The 16,281-nt window shown below is 62.7% G+C and carries 16 protein-coding genes; 12 read left to right on the forward strand and 4 right to left on the reverse strand.

Annotation, left to right across the window (positions count from 1 at the left end; genetic code table 11):
* The 7 genes from QTH91_RS13740 to QTH91_RS13770 all read left to right on the forward strand — a co-directional run.
* Window positions 1-964: type VI secretion system Vgr family protein (locus tag QTH91_RS13740; protein WP_286660678.1), on the forward strand; the 964-nt coding region annotated here is incomplete at its 5' end.
* A gap of 47 nt (window positions 965-1,011) precedes the next feature.
* Window positions 1,012-1,623 (forward strand): DUF3304 domain-containing protein, encoded by a 612-nt coding sequence (locus tag QTH91_RS13745; protein WP_286660679.1) that lies wholly within the window; start codon window positions 1,012-1,014, stop codon window positions 1,621-1,623.
* 13 nt (window positions 1,624-1,636) lie between these two features.
* Window positions 1,637-3,367 carry a T6SS phospholipase effector Tle1-like catalytic domain-containing protein gene (locus QTH91_RS13750; protein ID WP_286660680.1) on the forward strand — a complete coding sequence of 577 codons (1,731 nt, stop codon included), beginning with the start codon at window positions 1,637-1,639 and terminating at the stop codon, window positions 3,365-3,367.
* Between the two features lie 9 nt (window positions 3,368-3,376).
* Window positions 3,377-4,186 carry a DUF4123 domain-containing protein gene (locus QTH91_RS13755; protein WP_286660681.1) on the forward strand — a complete coding sequence of 270 codons (810 nt, stop codon included), beginning with the start codon at window positions 3,377-3,379 and terminating at the stop codon, window positions 4,184-4,186.
* A gap of 128 nt (window positions 4,187-4,314) precedes the next feature.
* Window positions 4,315-5,214, forward strand: coding sequence for a type IVB secretion system protein IcmH/DotU (gene icmH / locus QTH91_RS13760; RefSeq protein WP_286660682.1), 900 nt, complete (start codon window positions 4,315-4,317; stop codon window positions 5,212-5,214).
* Window positions 5,215-5,326: 112 nt separating this feature from the next.
* A complete protein-coding gene (locus QTH91_RS13765) occupies window positions 5,327-6,160 on the forward strand; it encodes a hypothetical protein (protein ID WP_286660683.1) in 834 nt (277 codons plus the stop codon).
* 289 nt (window positions 6,161-6,449) lie between these two features.
* Complete coding sequence (locus tag QTH91_RS13770; RefSeq protein WP_286660684.1) at window positions 6,450-7,223, forward strand: glycosyltransferase family 25 protein; 774 nt, start codon at window positions 6,450-6,452, stop codon at window positions 7,221-7,223.
* Window positions 7,224-7,480: 257 nt separating this feature from the next.
* Here QTH91_RS13770 and QTH91_RS13775 read toward each other — a convergent pair whose 3' ends face one another.
* The 4 genes from QTH91_RS13775 to QTH91_RS13790 all read right to left on the reverse strand — a co-directional run bounded on the left by QTH91_RS13775 (window position 7,481) and on the right by QTH91_RS13790 (window position 11,300).
* Window positions 7,481-8,686, reverse strand: a complete 1,206-nt coding sequence (locus tag QTH91_RS13775) for a branched-chain amino acid ABC transporter substrate-binding protein (RefSeq protein ID WP_286660685.1) — start codon at window positions 8,684-8,686, stop codon at window positions 7,481-7,483.
* Window positions 8,687-8,818: 132 nt separating this feature from the next.
* On the reverse strand, window positions 8,819-9,328 hold the full coding sequence (locus QTH91_RS13780) for a hypothetical protein (protein WP_286660686.1): 510 nt from the start codon (window positions 9,326-9,328) through the stop codon (window positions 8,819-8,821).
* Window positions 9,328-9,771, reverse strand: a complete 444-nt coding sequence (locus tag QTH91_RS13785) for a DNA polymerase III subunit chi (protein ID WP_286660687.1) — start codon at window positions 9,769-9,771, stop codon at window positions 9,328-9,330. The genes QTH91_RS13780 and QTH91_RS13785 overlap by 1 nt, the downstream gene beginning before the upstream one ends.
* Complete coding sequence (locus QTH91_RS13790; RefSeq protein ID WP_286660688.1) at window positions 9,768-11,300, reverse strand: leucyl aminopeptidase; 1,533 nt, start codon at window positions 11,298-11,300, stop codon at window positions 9,768-9,770. The genes QTH91_RS13785 and QTH91_RS13790 overlap by 4 nt, the downstream gene beginning before the upstream one ends.
* A gap of 24 nt (window positions 11,301-11,324) precedes the next feature.
* Here QTH91_RS13790 and lptF point away from each other — a divergent pair, with 24 nt between their 5' ends.
* Genes lptF through QTH91_RS13815 form a run of 5 tightly spaced genes read left to right on the forward strand, consistent with a single transcriptional unit; the run spans window position 11,325 to window position 16,153 of the window.
* A complete protein-coding gene (lptF, locus tag QTH91_RS13795; protein ID WP_286660689.1) occupies window positions 11,325-12,440 on the forward strand; it encodes an LPS export ABC transporter permease LptF in 1,116 nt (371 codons plus the stop codon).
* Window positions 12,437-13,549 (forward strand): LPS export ABC transporter permease LptG, encoded by a 1,113-nt coding sequence (gene lptG / locus QTH91_RS13800; protein WP_286660690.1) that lies wholly within the window; start codon window positions 12,437-12,439, stop codon window positions 13,547-13,549. Before lptF ends, lptG begins: the two co-directional genes overlap by 4 nt.
* A gap of 4 nt (window positions 13,550-13,553) precedes the next feature.
* Window positions 13,554-13,976, forward strand: a complete 423-nt coding sequence (locus QTH91_RS13805) for a sirohydrochlorin chelatase (protein ID WP_286660691.1) — start codon at window positions 13,554-13,556, stop codon at window positions 13,974-13,976.
* A 42-nt stretch (window positions 13,977-14,018) separates the two neighbouring features.
* Window positions 14,019-14,960, forward strand: coding sequence for a CysB family HTH-type transcriptional regulator (locus tag QTH91_RS13810; protein WP_286660692.1), 942 nt, complete (start codon window positions 14,019-14,021; stop codon window positions 14,958-14,960).
* A 26-nt stretch (window positions 14,961-14,986) separates the two neighbouring features.
* The gene (locus QTH91_RS13815; protein ID WP_390368768.1) at window positions 14,987-16,153 is read left to right on the forward strand and encodes a pyridoxal phosphate-dependent aminotransferase; all 1,167 of its coding nucleotides are present in this window, start codon (window positions 14,987-14,989) and stop codon (window positions 16,151-16,153) included.
* Window positions 16,154-16,281: the final 128 nt, after the last annotated feature.

Genomic DNA, 16,281 nt, shown 5'->3' on the forward strand with positions numbered 1-16,281 from the left:
TGCCGGGCGCAGCAACCACCTGGTGATGGACGACACGGCCGGGCAGATTCAGGTGCAGCTCAAGAGCGATCACCAGCATTCGAGCCTGAGCCTGGGGCACATCACGCGCATTGAGGACCACCAGGGGCGCAAGGACCAACGGGGCGACGGCTTCGAGCTTCGCACCGATGGGCATGGTGTGGCGCGGGCGGCGGAGGGATTGCTCATCAGTACCGAGGCACGCGACCGAGCACAGGGCCACGTGAAGGACATGCGTGAGGCACTGGCGCGAATGACGCAAGCCCGCGATCACCACGAGACCCTGGCGCAATTGGCCGAGCATCACAACGCCCAGGACAAGGATGAAGACCAGAGCGCCGTCAGCAAAGACCTCAAGTCGCAAACCGATGCCATTCGGGGCGCCGGAGAGGCGGATGCCCAAGCGGGCCGGTTCCCGGAACTGAGCCAGCCACACCTGGTGATCTCCAGCGCCGCGGGCATCGGCGCGACTGCGAGTGGCAACGTCGCGCTCGATGCCCGCTCGCAGGTTGCCATAACCAGCGGCTCGCACACCAGCATTGCAAGCACCAAGAGCATCCTGGGCAGTGCATTCGAAGCGATCCGCATGTTTGCCTACGAGCGCGGCATTCGGATCTTTGCGGCAAAGGGGCCGGTGCAGGTCCAGGCGCAGGACGATCAGATCGAGTTGACGGCGCAGAAAGCCATCGAGCTGGTCAGCGCGAACGACTGGATTCACCTCAACGCCAAAGAAGGCATATCTCTGACCGCTCAGGGCAGCACCTTCCGTATCGACGGCTCCGGCTTCAGCTTTCGCACACCTGCGTCCCACCACGTCTGGGCGGCCACGCACCAGACCTTCGGCCCGGACTCCGTCCAGGCTTTGTTGCCGGAGCTTCCTCGCAGCGAATGCCTGACTTGCATGCTCAACGCCGCCGTACCCGGCAACCCGTTCACCAGACTTTGACCGAGCCATCGTCCGCCTGCCCTACGAAGGCAAAGGGAGATCACCCAATGAATCAGAACAATGACACCTCGGAGACCCGCGCAGATCCATCGCGGGCTCGCACCGGACTGCTTGCCAAGATCTTCCTTGTGGCAGCACTGGCCAGCACGGTACTGACAACAGGCTGTGCGTCGCGCTCCGAGTCGCTCTCGCCACGGGCGGACATGGTTGCAGTTCCAGTGATGGCCGTCGCTCACTACGGCGCGGGCATTGTTATTACTGAATACTCTCTAGGGAAGGGCGTGAGGGGGGGCTTCGAAGTTGGTTGGGGCGGTGGTGGCGGGGGCCTTTGCTGCGTGCTCTTGCCAAGAGCAATTCCCACCGAGCCGATGATGGTCACAGTCAAGTGGGAGACAAATCGCCAGAAGGTTAAAGAAAGACTTCAACACGAAGTCACTGTGCCTGTGCACTTCGACGTACCACCCGGAAAAAGCGGGGGCATCTATGTCCATTTCTTACCCGGTCATCGAGTCGAACTATGGATTCCTGATGCTGGCCTAGATGGCGTTCCCTACATGGGTCCGCCTGATCCGCGTGGTCCAGCTCCACTGTATGAGCCACTGCCCGACGAGAAGCCATGGCCGCCTGGAACCACGGCGGAACAAGTGAGGACCAAATGATGGGGGGCCATGCATGAGCAACACCAACACCATCCTGGAACCTGCGGCGGTGACATCGCCAGCTTCGCTTGCCAGCGTGAACGGGGGCGAGTGCGAGAGGCTGCTGAACATCGGCATTTTCTTCGACGGAACCAACAATAACCACCACGAGCTTGACGCCTCCGTAGATACGAACATCTCGAAGCTCTTCAAAGCGTACAGGGACATGCCTCATGAAGGTCATTTCCCTCAGTATGTTTCAGGCGTTGGAACGCCATTTGTCGAGCTTAGAAGGGAGCACGCAGAACCAGGCGGAGGACCGTTCGGTGCAGGTGGAGAAGCGCGAATCCTCTATGGGCTTTTACACATCATCAATGTCGCGTACCGGGTGATCAAGGAGAATAGATTTCGATACTTCGACAATGAAAAGCTCAACGCCCTCTGTTCTGATGCACAAGTATTTGAGCACCTCGGAGAATCCAGCGGACAGCCCACCAAAGACCAGCAGGTCCTGCGCGACCTCGGGCTGCCCGATGGGCTCGTCGGCGCAAGCGACGTCTTCAAGAAGAAGTTCTTCTCCCAGGAATGTGCCAGGCTGCACGAGTTGCTCGCCAACCGCAAGACCTGCCCGATCGTCAAGAGCATCTATTTCGATGTCTTCGGCTTCAGCCGGGGGGCTGCGCAAGCGCGCGTGTTCGTGACCTGGCTGCACCGCTACATGCTGATGGGCGGGCAGATCTTTGGTGTTCCAAGCTATGTCCGAATGCTGGGCCTGTTTGACACGGTGGCCTCCGTCGGTCCCTCTGACGCCGCCGCAAGCGATGGGCACCATACCTGGGCCAGCGCGGAAAACCTGCAGATCCATCCCGCAGTGAAAAACTGCGTGCACTACATCGCTCTTCATGAACTGCGCACCAACTTTCCCAGTGACAGCGTGCGTGTCGGCGACACCTTGCCACCCAACTGCCACGAACACATTACCCCCGGCGCCCACAGCGACGTGGGTGGCGGCTATGCGCCGCTTGATCAGGGCAAGGGCGTCCGGCTGCTCAAGGGCACCCTCGAGCCCGTGGCCGATGCGGACATGCGGCTGTCAAACATGCCGCTACAAGCCATGTATGCCGCGGCCCGCAGGTCTTGCCTGAATCATCCCTACGAGCCTTGGCTGGATATCAATGAAGACGAAGACTTGCGAGAGACCTTCGGAATCAGCCAGCAGGATCAACTCCTCGATCAGGTGACGAAGTACTTCGACCGCTGCGGCGTGCCCGCCGGTCTGCCCATTCATGTTGCGCTGCGCGAACATGGCATGCGCTACCTGGCCTGGCGCTACGTGATCAATGATGCAAAGCGCTTCAACAAACTCGACAGCGTGCAGCGTGCCGAGATGTACCCATCAACCTACAAGCACTACAAGATGGGGCAAGAGATTTTCAGCGATCAGGTCTCGGCACTGAAGGCGGACAGGCTGGACCCATCCTTCAATGTGAAGGCCCCTGAGATCTTCCAGGCCGTTAGGGCGCTTGCCAGATCCTTGCAGCCCAAGGCACTCCAAGAGATGGGTACTTTCTTCGATGACTGGGTGCACGACTCCTATGCGGGCTTCATCGGCCAGTTCTACAAGAACGGGAAAGACAGCACCTGGAATGCATTCACGCTCGACTTGGCCGAGCGTCAAGGCTACATGCGCTGGCGCAACATCTATCAGGGCGACAACTTTGGCCTGAACTTTCCACAAAGCGTGGCGCCACGAGCCCAGCAATAGCAACGAGCCATGATTGACCCGACTAGCAACGGCGATGCCGACCACGTGAAGAGCTACTGCCTCATGGATGGCAGCATGGCCTACAACGTGGTGAGCACGTCCAAGGTGCTGAGCGACCCGCAAACACCGTGGGTAGAGACCTTGCTGACCAATGATGCGCTGCGTATGGCCGGTCCGATCCTGATGGACATCACCGGTGTGGGCAAGCACAGCGAGCGCGGTCAAGAGGTCTTTCATGCATGGCGTGCGTATCCGCGCCAACTGCATGTCTCCTTGATCACGACCAAGTTGTCGCTCCAGGCTTTGACCGACCATCTGCGACCCTTTACGAGTTTTCGCCGCCGCAATGGCAACACCTACGGTCTGCGCATTAGCGACTGCCGGGTGCTGGCATATCTGCCAGCGGCTTTGTCCTCGGAGCAGTGGAGCACGCTGACGGCGCCGATGATCGAATGGAAGATCTCGTCCCGCGCCGGTGGGGATCGCCTGCCGTTGTCTTTGGAGGATGCGCGATTCGAGCATTTCGGCGCGCCTGCTCCCCTGCACTTGAGCGAAGAGCAGATCGAGAAGCTTTCTGCGAGCAATGAGCCCGACGCCCTTCTGGCGGAGATCGGCAAAGCGCCCTCGTTCGAGAATGAAAGCCTCACCCAAAGCAACTACGAGACGGCGCTTGAATGCGTCCGCGCATGGAAGGTGGTGAAGGGCTTGCACCGAGACAAGCTCGTCGTGCTTGGGAAAAAAGTCTTTGGCTATCCCCCGTCCCATCGCAAGGATCAGGCTTGGCTCCACGGAAAACTGCAGGAGCTGATACGGGCCTGAAGCCCGCCGCCTCTGCCTCAAAGAAGACTCAGGGCATTCGCCATTCGCATTCATCTAAACCTGCAGTGCACCGCATCCAAAAATCATTCAAAGCGGCGCAGCAATCTTGTCAATAGCTGTCACACATCATGAGCAACACCGACGAAGCATCGTCGAACGACCACGCGCGCCCTGAGTCTTCATCTGCCGAATTCGACGGCGCCTTCCTTGCTGGATCCCGCGTAGATTCAGACGAGCTGTACGCGCGTTCCGGCTCCAAGCCGGACACCGACAACGTAGACCATGGCGTAAGCGAACCTTCGCACGAAGTCCCCCGCGACGCACGCCTGGCCGCCATCCTGGCTGCCGCCAATCCTTTGCTCGAAGCCGCACAGCCCTTGCTGCGCGCGTTGGCCGATATGCCCGACGAGCTGCCCGAGCGCTTGATCACCACGCTCAACACGATGCTCAAGCGGGAGGTCTCCGGATTCCAGTCGCTGTGCCACACGGCAAACATACGTCACGAGCACACCATCGCGGCCAGCTATGCCCTTTGCACAGCGCTCGACGAGGCAGTCCTGAAGACGTCCTGGGGCTCGCCGGGAGCCAACGGCGATGCCAGCGTGTGGGCGAGCATCTCGCTGACGTCGGCCAACCACGGCGAGTCCACCGGTGGTGACAAGTTCTTTCTTCTATTGGGCCGCCTGGCCGCGACACCGCGCGAGCACACCGATCTGCTGGAACTGATGTACATGATCCTCGGCCTGGGCTTCGAGGGCAGGCGCCTGCATTGCATCCCCTGTTGCGGTTGCTGGAGCCCTTCGAACATCGGATTGCCGTCGCCGGGTCTGCAAGCACCACCGCCTTGCCGGCGGACGATTCGCAGAGAAGGCCCACTGAAGAGGCGTTCTTGCCAGCGTCAGGCCGCGCGGGCGGAATCCAAGGTCGCGCCGACGCGCAACGCAGCATCCGCGATGCACGGCACTGGTTCGAACTGCATGAACCGAGCAGCCCTGTCGCCGTCCTGCTCAAGCAGGCCGAGCGCCTGATCGGACGGCGCTTCGCCGAGGTGGCTGACGCCATTCCGATGGACCTGCTTCAGAAGTGGGATGCGCTCGGCATCGACGATGATCCAAAGCACTAAAAAAAGGGAGAACGAAAATGGAACTGCTCGTGGTCGCTCTGTTGGGCGCTCTGATGATCTCGGTACTCAGCGCCAGTCTCACGGCCCGCCTCATGCGGCGGGAGGTTCAGGTCGTGCATCCGCCTGGGGCAACTCAGATCGATGCCCAATCCCTGCAGCTTCTGGCATCGATCGATCAGGGCGCGCGAGCGCAAGAAGCGGCCATCGCGCGCATCCAATCGTCCCTGGCGATCCACGGCCGAACTCTCGAGCGCCTGCTCGGGTCGCTGGAATCACCCCGTTCACCATCCACGGACTTTGATGCCGCCACGATGCTGGCGGCCATCGATCACACCGCAAACCTGCAAAAGGCTGGGTTCGAACGCGTCAGCGCGGCGTTGCTGGCCCAGCGCATGGCCTTCGAACGGCTTGAAGTCAGCTTGACGGAGCAGGTCGAAGCTGCGGCCAGGCAATCGAACCAGAGCATGGCAATCCTGCTGGCCGCAGTGCGCGGCGAGATGTCGGAACTCGACCGCAAGCATCTGGCGCAATGGCAAGCCCTGCGCCAATCCTTGCAGGCGAGCCATGTCGGTGAAACCGTGGCCGCACCTGGAGCCCATTCGGATCCTGTGTCCACGACGAATTCGAGCACGGCGCTGCGCGACCTGAGCGACGAAGAGCTGGATGCGCTTGACCCCGAACTGCCAGCGCCATCCATCGGGTCATCTCCAATGGCGGCCGACACTCTCGAGCCCCAAACCGAATTGACCGACGAAGAGTTGGATGCCCTCCCCCCGGAGTTGCCCGCGCCGGACAAGCCCAGGAAGCGTGTTCTCCCACCCCCCAAGAAGCCCCCACTGAACCGCCTCTGAGCCCGACCCCGGATCGGCCCCAAAGCTCACGCACGACCAATCATTCTTGAATCCAGTGACTTCCGACACGTTCAAGGCCGTCTGGTGACACGCCGCAATTCGTCCGGGTATCGAGGCGGCGTGCCCTACGCCACAATCTACGCCCGTTGCCAGGCAACCCGCCCTTTAAGCCCCCTGTGCCAAAAGCGCGGCGCCAGCGACCGATCACGCCTCGCGCCACTTCAAAGCACAACATGCCAGGCATTCAGGAGTTGCACTCCATTGCAAGTTGTTCTCGTTAGAGCCATCCATGCGCGCTGATTTCCAGACTTTCCTCATCAACCTCGATCGCTCGGAAGACCGACTTCGCACCATGCGGCAACGCCTGGAACGCGCGGGCCTGCCCTGGCAACGCGTCGCTGCAGTCGATGGCAAGACGCTGGACCTTCGCAACTTGCGAGAGGTGGATGAACGCGGATTTCGCCGCCGCCACGGAAAGCGCCTGAATCCGGCCGAGGTGGGCTGCTACCTGTCCCACATCAAGGCTCTGAAGGCCTTTCTCGACGGCCCTTGGACCTGGGCGCTCATCCTGGAAGACGACGCAGACTTTCCGGATGACTTCGGAACGCTGATCGAGCAGCTCCTTGAGCGCAGCGACCAATGGGACGTGCTCAAGCTTTCGAGCTTTCACGGTGGCAGTCCGGTGCCGGTGGCTGAGCTTCCCGGCTCAAGAAGGCTGGCGGTCCCGCTGGCTCGACTCATGAACGCCAACTGCATCCTGTTCAATCGGCACGCGGCCAGGGTCTTGCTCAAGCGGTTGCTTCCCATGACGCTGCCTTACGACCATGCGCTCGAACAGGCCTTCGTGTTCGGCTTGCGCCTGCGTACGATCACACCGATCCCTTGCCCGGCTGAAACAGGACTGCCCAGCACCATCGGAGATCGCGCACAACTGCGCCCCTTCAAGTTGCGCTGGTACAAGCGGCTGCCCGCCATGGGGTTTCGCATGTCCATGGAAACGCGTCGAGTCGTTTTCGGGCTGAAGCAGGTGCTGTCCGCCGGCAAGTCCGCACGCCCCGACTGAACAGAAAAAAGAAGAGCCCGCACGAGGCGGGCTCAACAGCAGTTCTCAAGGTGAGGAGGGAGGAGGAGAAGAGACGAGAACTGCCGAGCCCTCACTTTGCTCGCAGCAGCTTAGGCCGGCCTTAAGACGTCATCTCCAAAGCCTGTAGGCGTCGTCCTTCGCCCCTGTGGGAGTGCGAGGCACCCAAGAAAAAAAAGGACCCTCGCGGGTCCTTTTTTTATGAGGAACCCCTGCAAGGGTCCCGTTTGGCAGGCAGATCAGCGCACGACGGCGATCTGCACGCGTTGGCCACCACGGTACGTGTACAGGGTCAGCGCGCCGTTCTTGATGTCACCCTTCTCGTCGAAGGCGATCGGGCCGGTCACGCCCTTGTAGTTGGTCTTGCCCACTTCAGGCAGGTACTTCTCGGGATCGGCCGAGCCAGCACGCTGCATCGAGTCAGCCAGCACCATCACAGCGTCGTACACGTACGGTGCATAGATCTGGACGTCAACGCCGTTCTTCTGCTTGAAACGGGTCTTGAAGTCTTCCAGCGGCTGCTTGTAGTCGCCTTCGACGCCACCGGCTTCGGCGCACACGACCTGGTCTTCACCGATCGCATCGCCAGCCAGCTTGGCCAACTCGCCCGTGCACAGGCCGTCGCCGCCCATGAACTTGACGTTCAGGCCCAGTTGCTTGACTTGCTTGAGCATCGGGCCGCCGACGGCGTCCATGCCGCCGAAGAACAGAACGTCAGGGTTAGCGCCCTTCAGCTTGGTCAGGATGGCGTTGAAGTCGGTCGATTTGTCGGTGGTGAACTCGTGGCCGACGATCGTCGCGCCGGCGGCCTTGGCAGCCTTCTCGAATTCCTCGGCAACGCCTTGGCCATAAGCCGTGCGGTCGTCGATCACGGCAATGTTCTTGCCCTTGAGGGTTTCGACAGCGTACTTGCCCAGCGTGCCGCCCAGTTGGGTGTCGTCAGCGACCACGCGGAAGGTGGTCTTGAAGCCTTGGCGGGTGTACTTGGGGTTGGTTGCCGACGGCGAGATCTGCGGAATGCCCGCATCGCTGTAGAGCTTGGAGGCCGGAATGGTGGTGCCGGAGTTCAGGTGACCCACGACGCCGTTGACCTTCTCGTCAACCAGCTTCTGAGCAACGGCGGTGCCTTGCTTCGGATCGGCAGCGTCGTCTTCTGCGACGAGCTCGAACTTGGCAACCTTGTCGCCGATCTTCACGCCCTTGGCGTTCAGGTCCTCGACGGCCATGCGCGCACCGAGTTCGTTGTCCTTGCCCAGGTGGGCGATCGCGCCGCTGGTGGGGCCGACGTGGCCGATCTTGACGACAACGCTGGCGGCCGCAGGTGCCGCTGCGGGAGCGGCGGCGGTCGGCGCGGGCGCGGGAGCAGGAGCGGCAGCCTCTTCCTTCTTGCCGCAAGCCACCAGCGTCAGTGCCGCCAGGGCAACTGCAGTCCATTTCAATTGCATGAGGATTCCTCCAGGATTTCGAAGTCGATCAGATCAAATAATCGGGACGGCAAGGGCGCCGCCCCTTCAATCAACGCAGCAATTTCCGCGCCGAATCAATTCGTTGACACATGTGCCAAAGAACGGCGCAGTTTAGCCCAAGCCCGCAGGGCCAGAAGGGCCCGCTGACCCTGGGGTTTCCGATAACTCCTGAGCCAGTGCCTCGATGACGACAGCACGCAACACGTCTTCGATCTGGCTGCGAAGCCGCGGCAGCATGGCGTCCAATTGCGTCTGCACTGCTGCGGAGACTGTGTCGGTCAAACGCGCCTCCAGAGACAGGTCGACGCGCTGGAGTACGCGGTGCAAGAGATGCTCTTCGAGCCGAAGTGCCTCCTCCTCCGTCACCGGAACGGCGACCATGCTGCCCGGTGCCGGAGTTCCGGGCGCGACTGCCGGCGCCACGCTGAAATCGAAATCGTCCAACAAAGGTGCGCCAGCTTGGGGCGTGGCGACCTGCGGAGGCTGAGCTGGCGTTTCAGCCGGTGCAGGGGGCGGCGCCACCGGCGGCCGAACTTCCGCAACCTCCGGCAGCTCGACCACTGTCGTGAGGGTCGGCACGAAACGCGGCGGCGTGCGCCCAGGATTGTTGGGCGCGGACATCAGGTGCGCTCCCCGAATGCGCTCTGATGGCGCAGCGCGTAGCCTCGGCTCTTGTAGTGGCGCCACCGCTCGCGGCCGTCTTCTCGGTCCCCATCTGCGGTGCCGACCAGTTCGATCAAACGTTCGAAGCGTTCGAAGCCCTTGGGCACAGCCGCCCCCAGATTCAGCAATACGCCGTGCGGCAAGGCGTCGTCAGCCCCTTGGGACGACTGCGCCAGCACCACTGGCGATCGCCTCAGCACTTCTTCTGGCGCGTCGGCCTTGCAATGCGGCAGGAATTCAGCGGCCGACCGATCCCAAAGGGCGGTGTCGATCGCGTCGATGGTGTCCGCATCGGCAGCAACCACCAGTTGCGCCTGGCCCTGCAACGCGTACTTGCGCGCGAGGCGCAGGGCGTAGTCGAACTTGTCGGGCAGGTCGACGCGAAACTCGATGTCGGTCACGCGCGAGCCCGTGCCTTGCGGGGCGCCTTGCCCGCCGCGCCGGCAGACTTGGAGGCAGCACCTTTGGCCGTCGCGACAGCCTTGACAGGTTGGGCCGCGCGTTCGAGAAGGAAATCCATCAGCAGACCCACAGGTCGACCGGTAGCGCCCTTGGCGGCCCCACTCTTCCAGGCCGTCCCCGCGATGTCCAAGTGCGCCCACTTGAAGTCGGCTGTGAACTTCTGCAGGAACTTGGCCGCGGTCACTGCCCCGGCGGCGCGACCGGCAATGTTGGCCATGTCGGCAAAGTTGCTCTTCAAACCTTCGCCATATTCATCATCCAGCGGCATCCGCCAGCAGCGGTCGAGCGACGACTCCCCTGCGCGCTGCAGCGCACTGGCCAGTTGGTCGTCGGGCGAGAACAGCCCGCTTCGCAAGCCGCCCAGGGCGATCACGCAAGCACCCGTCAGGGTCGCGATATCGATCACGGCAGCAGGCGAGAACCGCTTGGCGTAGGTCAGCGCATCGCACAGGATCAACCGGCCTTCGGCGTCGGTGTTGAGCACTTCCACGGTCTGGCCGCTCATGCTCTTGAGCACATCGCCGGGCTTGATGGCCTTGCCATCGTTCATGTTTTCGCAGGCGGGCACCAGGCCGACGACGTTGATCGCGGGGCGCAGTTCTCCAAGAGCCCGAAACACGCCCAGGACGCTGGCCGCGCCGCACATGTCGAACTTCATCTCATCCATTTCGGCAGCCGGCTTGAGCGAAACGCCGCCGGTGTCGAAGGTGATGCCCTTGCCCACCAGGACCACTGGCGCATCGCCCTTTGCCGCACCCTGGTATTGCAAGACGATGAAGCGCGCCGGCTCGCTGGAGCCCTGCGCGACACCGGCAAAGGCGCCCATGCCCAGCTTTGCAATTTCCTTCGGCCCCAGGACATCGCACTTGAACTTCGGTCCCTTGGCCAACCCGACGGCAGCGTCGGCAAGCATGGCCGGTGTGCAATGGTTGGCCGGCCGATTGCCCCATTCCTTGGCGAACTCGATGCCGGCGACCATACCGACCGCCTTGTCGAACTCCGACTTGACCGATTCAGCGTCGGGGACGCCGATGGTCAAATGGCGCACTGGATTGGCTTCAGCCTTCGAAGTCGTCGTGGTGTAGACATACAGGGCATCGGCCGCGGCCAGCACTGCCGCGCGCACCGCAGCCCCATCCGCCTGCTGCGCGAAAGCCAGCACGACCCGTGCGGGCTTGGCACCCCGGGCCGCTGCCAGCGCGGCCGTCACGGCACTTCGAATCGACCCGCTCTTGCCATCGGCGATCGAAGCCACCACCACGCAGCGCGGCGCTTGCGGCACGGGGTGATACAGGCTCAGGAGCTTGCCGGCCTTGTCGGGCAGGTCGCCCGCGGAGCGCGCTGCCGAGATCAGGTCACTCAAGGGGTCTTTGCCCACCAGGGGCTTTTCGCCCACCAGCACGATCAATGCATCGGCCTTTTCGGAAGCGGACTGGGCCAGGGGGAGCGTCTTGAGTTGGAAGTTCATAATCGCCGTAATCTTTCTCGAGCGATGTTATTCCAATCTTCTTTACGCAAGGAACTGTCGCGTAGCTTCGGCGCGACCTTCGTCGTCATCTTCACCATCGTGGTCACGATGATGCTGATTCGCACGTTGAGGCTGGCCGCCAAGGGCAGCGTCAATCCATCCGAAGTCTTTCTGGTGCTGGCCTATACGTCACTGGGCTACCTGCCGACCATCCTCAGCCTTTGCCTGTTCATCGCGGTCGTGGCCACGCTGTCGCGCATGTACAGGGACAGCGAGATGGTGATCTGGTTCTCTTCCGGGCAGGGCCTGACCAGTTTCGTGCGCCCGCTCTATCAGTTCTCCTGGCCGATCCTCGTCATCATCGGTGCGCTGGCGCTGGTGGGCTGGCCTTGGGCCAATTCGCAGACCGAGAGCTTGCGCCTTCGCTACCAGTCGCGCGGCGACATCGACCGAGTGGCGCCGGGCGAATTCCAGGAATCTCCTGGGCGCAACCGGGTGTTCTTCATCGACAAGGACACGGCCGATGGCACGACCGCCAACAACATCTTCGTCTCGCAGGTCGAGCACAACGAACAAAGCGTGACCTCGGCCCAGACCGGGCGAATCGAAACCATCAATGGCAAGCGATTCCTGGTGCTGCGAAACGGCCAGCGGCTGGAGCGCCCGCTCGACCAATCCGATCTGCAAATCAGCGAATTCAAGGCCTATGGGTCGCTGCTCGGTGGCAAGGCGGGCAGCGCCCTGCCCGGCGACCAGCGCCCGCGCGCCCGCTCCACACCCGACCTGCTCCGCCAGCCGACACCCCCCAATCTCGGTCAATTCAGCTGGCGCATCGGCATGCTGTTGGCTGCCGCGAACTTCGTGCTGCTGGCGCTGACCGTTTCCAGCGCAAATCCGCGCGTCGGCCGCAGCGGAAGCATGCTGTTTGCCACTTTTGCCTTCGTCATCTACTACAACCTGCTGAACCTTGGCGAAAGCTGGATCGGCAGTGGCCGCTTCGAGGCCGGGAGCTTTCTGCTGACCCTCCATGTCGGCGTCTTCGCGGCGACGCTGCTGTGGCTGCTCAAGCGCCACAACAATTGGGTCATCCGATTCCCGCGCAGAAGCGCCCCCCGCGCCGCGAAGGAGAGCGCCACATGAAGACGCTTCGTCGACTGATCTACGTGGAAGTGCTCAAGTCGGTGGGCTTCGTGGTCATCGGGTTTCTTTGCCTGTTCTTCTTCTTCGACCTGGTGGATGAATTGCAGTCGATCGGTCGGCCCGAGTCTCCTGGATACGGAACGCCGCAGGCCTTGCTCTACGTCGCGCTGCTGATCCCCGGGCACCTGTACGAACTGCTGCCCATCGCGGTGCTGATCGGCACCATCTTCGTGATGTCGCGCCTGGCGCAAAGCTCCGAGTACACCATCCTTCGCACCAGCGGCCTGGGTCCGTGGCGGGCGCTGCGCACGCTGCTGATACTGGGGCTCGGATTCGTCCTCCTGACCTTCGCGATCGGCGACTACGTCTCGCCCGTTTCCGAACGAATGGCTCAACTGGTGCAGACGCGCTTCAAGGGTTGGTCGGACGCGGTTCTTGGCAACACCGGCGCGTGGCTCAAAGAGCGCCAGGGCGACAAGTCCTTTGCCGTCAATGTCGCCTCGGTGGCCGCCGACGGCAGCATGAACGCCCCTCGCATCTACGAATTCGACGACCGCGGGTTCCTGGTCTCGCTGACCACGGCCAAGTCGGCCCGCATCGACAGCCAGGGCGTCTGGTCGATGACGGACGTCGAGCGACAGGACTACCTCACGCGATCTGCCGACAAGGCCCGCATCGAGACCGTACGCACGCCGACGGCCCAATGGCGCAGCAGCCTCACTTCCGAGATGGTCGCGGTCGCCCTCGTCAAGCCCGACCGCATGAGCACCGCCGCCCTCTTCAACTACGTCGGCCACCTCGACGCCAACGGACAGACGGCACAGCGCTACGAGATCGAGCTGTGGCGCAAGGTGTTCTATCCCCTGTCGTGCCTGGTGATGGTGGTGCTTGCGCTGCCGTTCGCCTATCTGCATTTCCGCCAGGGCGGTATCACCACCTATGTCTTCTTCGGGGTGATGATCGGCATCAGCTTCTTCCTGCTCAACAACGTGTTCGGCTATATCGGCAACCTGGGCAACTGGCCGCCCATCCTGACCTCGGCGGCGCCGGGGCTGATCTATTCGGTGCTGTCCCTGGGCGCGTTCGGCTGGCTCGTGCTCAGGCGTTGAACTCGTGAGCGATCAGCCTTCGCCCTTTGCGCCGCATCGCGGCATCGTGCTGTTCGCCCACGGTTCGCGCGACGATCGTTGGCGCCAGCCGGTAGAAGCGGTGGCGGCGCTCGTCAGCCAACTCGATGCCCAGGTCGCCGTTCGCTGCGCCTACCTGGAACTGGCCACGCCCGACCTTGCGGGTGCCGTGGCCGATCTTGTCGACCGGGGCGTCAGATCGGTGGAATTGCTGCCGCTCTTCCTGGGCGTTGGCAAGCATCTGCGCGAGGACTTGCCTCGCCTGGTCGACGAATTGCGCAATGTCCATCCCGGCACGGAAATCCGCCTGCGCCCCGCCATCGGCGAGACGCAGGAACTCATCGAAGTCATCGCGCGTATTGCCCTTCGCGGCCCGTCCGAATCCACGGCCGACAGCACAGATTCATAGATTGAGAATGCATAATGAAACCCGAATAAAGACGGGATCGTTATGAATTTGCACCAGTTCAAGTTTGTCCAGGAAGCCGTCCGGCGCAACCTCAACTTGACGGAAGCCGCCAAAGCCCTGCACACCTCCCAGCCGGGCGTGTCGAAGGCGATCATCGAGTTGGAAGAAGAACTTGGCGTCGAGATCTTCGCGCGTCACGGCAAGCGCCTGAAGCGGGTCACCGAACCCGGCCAGCATGTGATTGCCAGCATCGAGCTGATCATGCGCGAGGTGAACAACCTGCGCCGCATCGGCGAACAGTTCAGCGCCCAGGACAGCGGTACGCTGTCGATTGCCACGACCCACACCCAGGCGCGCTACGTGCTGCCCATACCGGTGGTGAAACTGCGCGAGGCCTATCCCAAGGTGAACGTCAGCCTGCACCAGGGTTCCCCCGACCAGGTCGCGCGGATGGTGCTGGACGAAGTGGCCGAGATCGGCATCGCCACGGAGTCGCTGGCGGACTATCCGGACCTCGTGACCCTGCCCTGCTACGAGTGGCAGCATGTGCTCGTGCTGCCGAAGGAGCATCCGCTGGCGACCAAGGAACGCGTCTCGCTCGAAGATCTGGCCGCCGAGCCGCTCATCACCTACCACCCCTCCTTCACGGGCCGGACCCGCATCGACCAGGCCTTTGCCCAGAAAAAGCTCAGCCCCCGCATTGCGCTGGAAGCGATCGACTCCGACGTCATCAAGACCTACGTGCGGTTGGGCCTGGGCGTGGGCATCGTGGCCGAGATGGCCGTGCGCAGCGACGCCGATGCCGATCTGGCGATCCGTCCCATGGGACATGCCTTCGGCCAGAACATCGCGCGAGTGGCCTTCAAGCGCAGCGCGTATTTGAGAAACTTCGTCTTCAAGTTTGCCGAGCTGCTTTCCGATCGGCTCGATCGCCAGCTCATTGCCAAGGCCTTGAGCGGCCACTACGAAGACTACGAACTTTGAGCCCCAGAACCGAGAGCGCATCCATCGTGAGTAACCTTTCCGCCCGCACCCCTGCCGTCCAGACCAAGCTGCCCGCTGTCGGCACGACCATCTTCACCGTGATGTCCGCCCTTGCCGCGGAGAGGAACGCGGTCAACCTCGGCCAGGGCTTTCCGGATTTCGATTGCGACCCGAAGCTGACTGGCGAGGTCACCCGCGCCATGACGGCAGGGCTGAATCAATACCCTCCGATGCCCGGCATTGCCGCCCTGCGCACGGCCATCTCGGCGAAGATCGGCGCGCTGTACGGTCACGACTACAGCGCATCCGACGAGATCACCATCACCGCGGGAGCGACGCAGGCCATCATCACCGCCGTCCTCGCGATCGTGAGGCCGGGTGACGAGGTCATCGTGCTCGAGCCCTGCTACGACAGCTACGTGCCCAACATCGAGCTCGCAGGCGGGCGCGTGGTGCGGGTGCCGCTCACGCCCGGTACCTTCCGCCCCGACTTCGACCGCATTGCCGCCGCGATGGGTCCGCGCACACGCGCCATCATCATCAACACGCCGCACAACCCGAGCGCCACGGTCTGGACCGAGGCCGAGATGCGCAAGCTCGAAGAACTGCTTGCGCCGACCGACGTCTTCCTGATCAGCGACGAGGTCTATGAGCACATGGTCTACGACGGCCAAGCGCACCAGAGCGCCGCGCGCTTTCCGGGGCTGGCGGCACGCAGCTTCATCGTCAGCAGCTTCGGCAAGACCTACCACGTGACCGGCTGGAAAGTGGGCTACGTCGCCGCACCGGCACCGCTGACCGCCGAATTCCGCAAGGTGCACCAATTCAACGTGTTCACCGTCAACACGCCGATGCAGCACGCGCTGGCCGCCTACATGGCAGACCCCGCGCCCTATCTGGAGCTGCCAGCCTTCTACCAGCGCAAGCGCGACTTGTTCGCCGAGGGGCTGGCGACCACCCGCTTCCGGCTGCTGCCCTCGGCCGGCACGTACTTCCAATGTGTCGACATCTCGGAGCTGAGTGATCTGAGCGAAGCCGAGTTCTGCCTGTGGCTGACGCGCGAGATCGGCGTGGCCGCCATTCCGCTGTCCGCTTTCTATGGCGACGGCTTCGACCAGCGCGTGGTGCGCTTCTGCTTCGCCAAGAAGGACGAGACGTTGCACAGCGCACTGGCGCGCCTCGCGAAGATCTGACGCGGGCTCCGGCGCCACGCGCCGCACCTGACACGCGCGGCCGGCATGGCGCAGGCGCCCGGCTGACATTGCCGGTCGGATTCGCCCGACGCCAGTTCGGCCTGCCGTCGGCCTCTGGCCGGGTCAGG

This window comes from Variovorax dokdonensis, from assembly GCF_030316895.1.
GTDB classification, from domain to species: domain Bacteria; phylum Pseudomonadota; class Gammaproteobacteria; order Burkholderiales; family Burkholderiaceae_C; genus Variovorax; species Variovorax dokdonensis.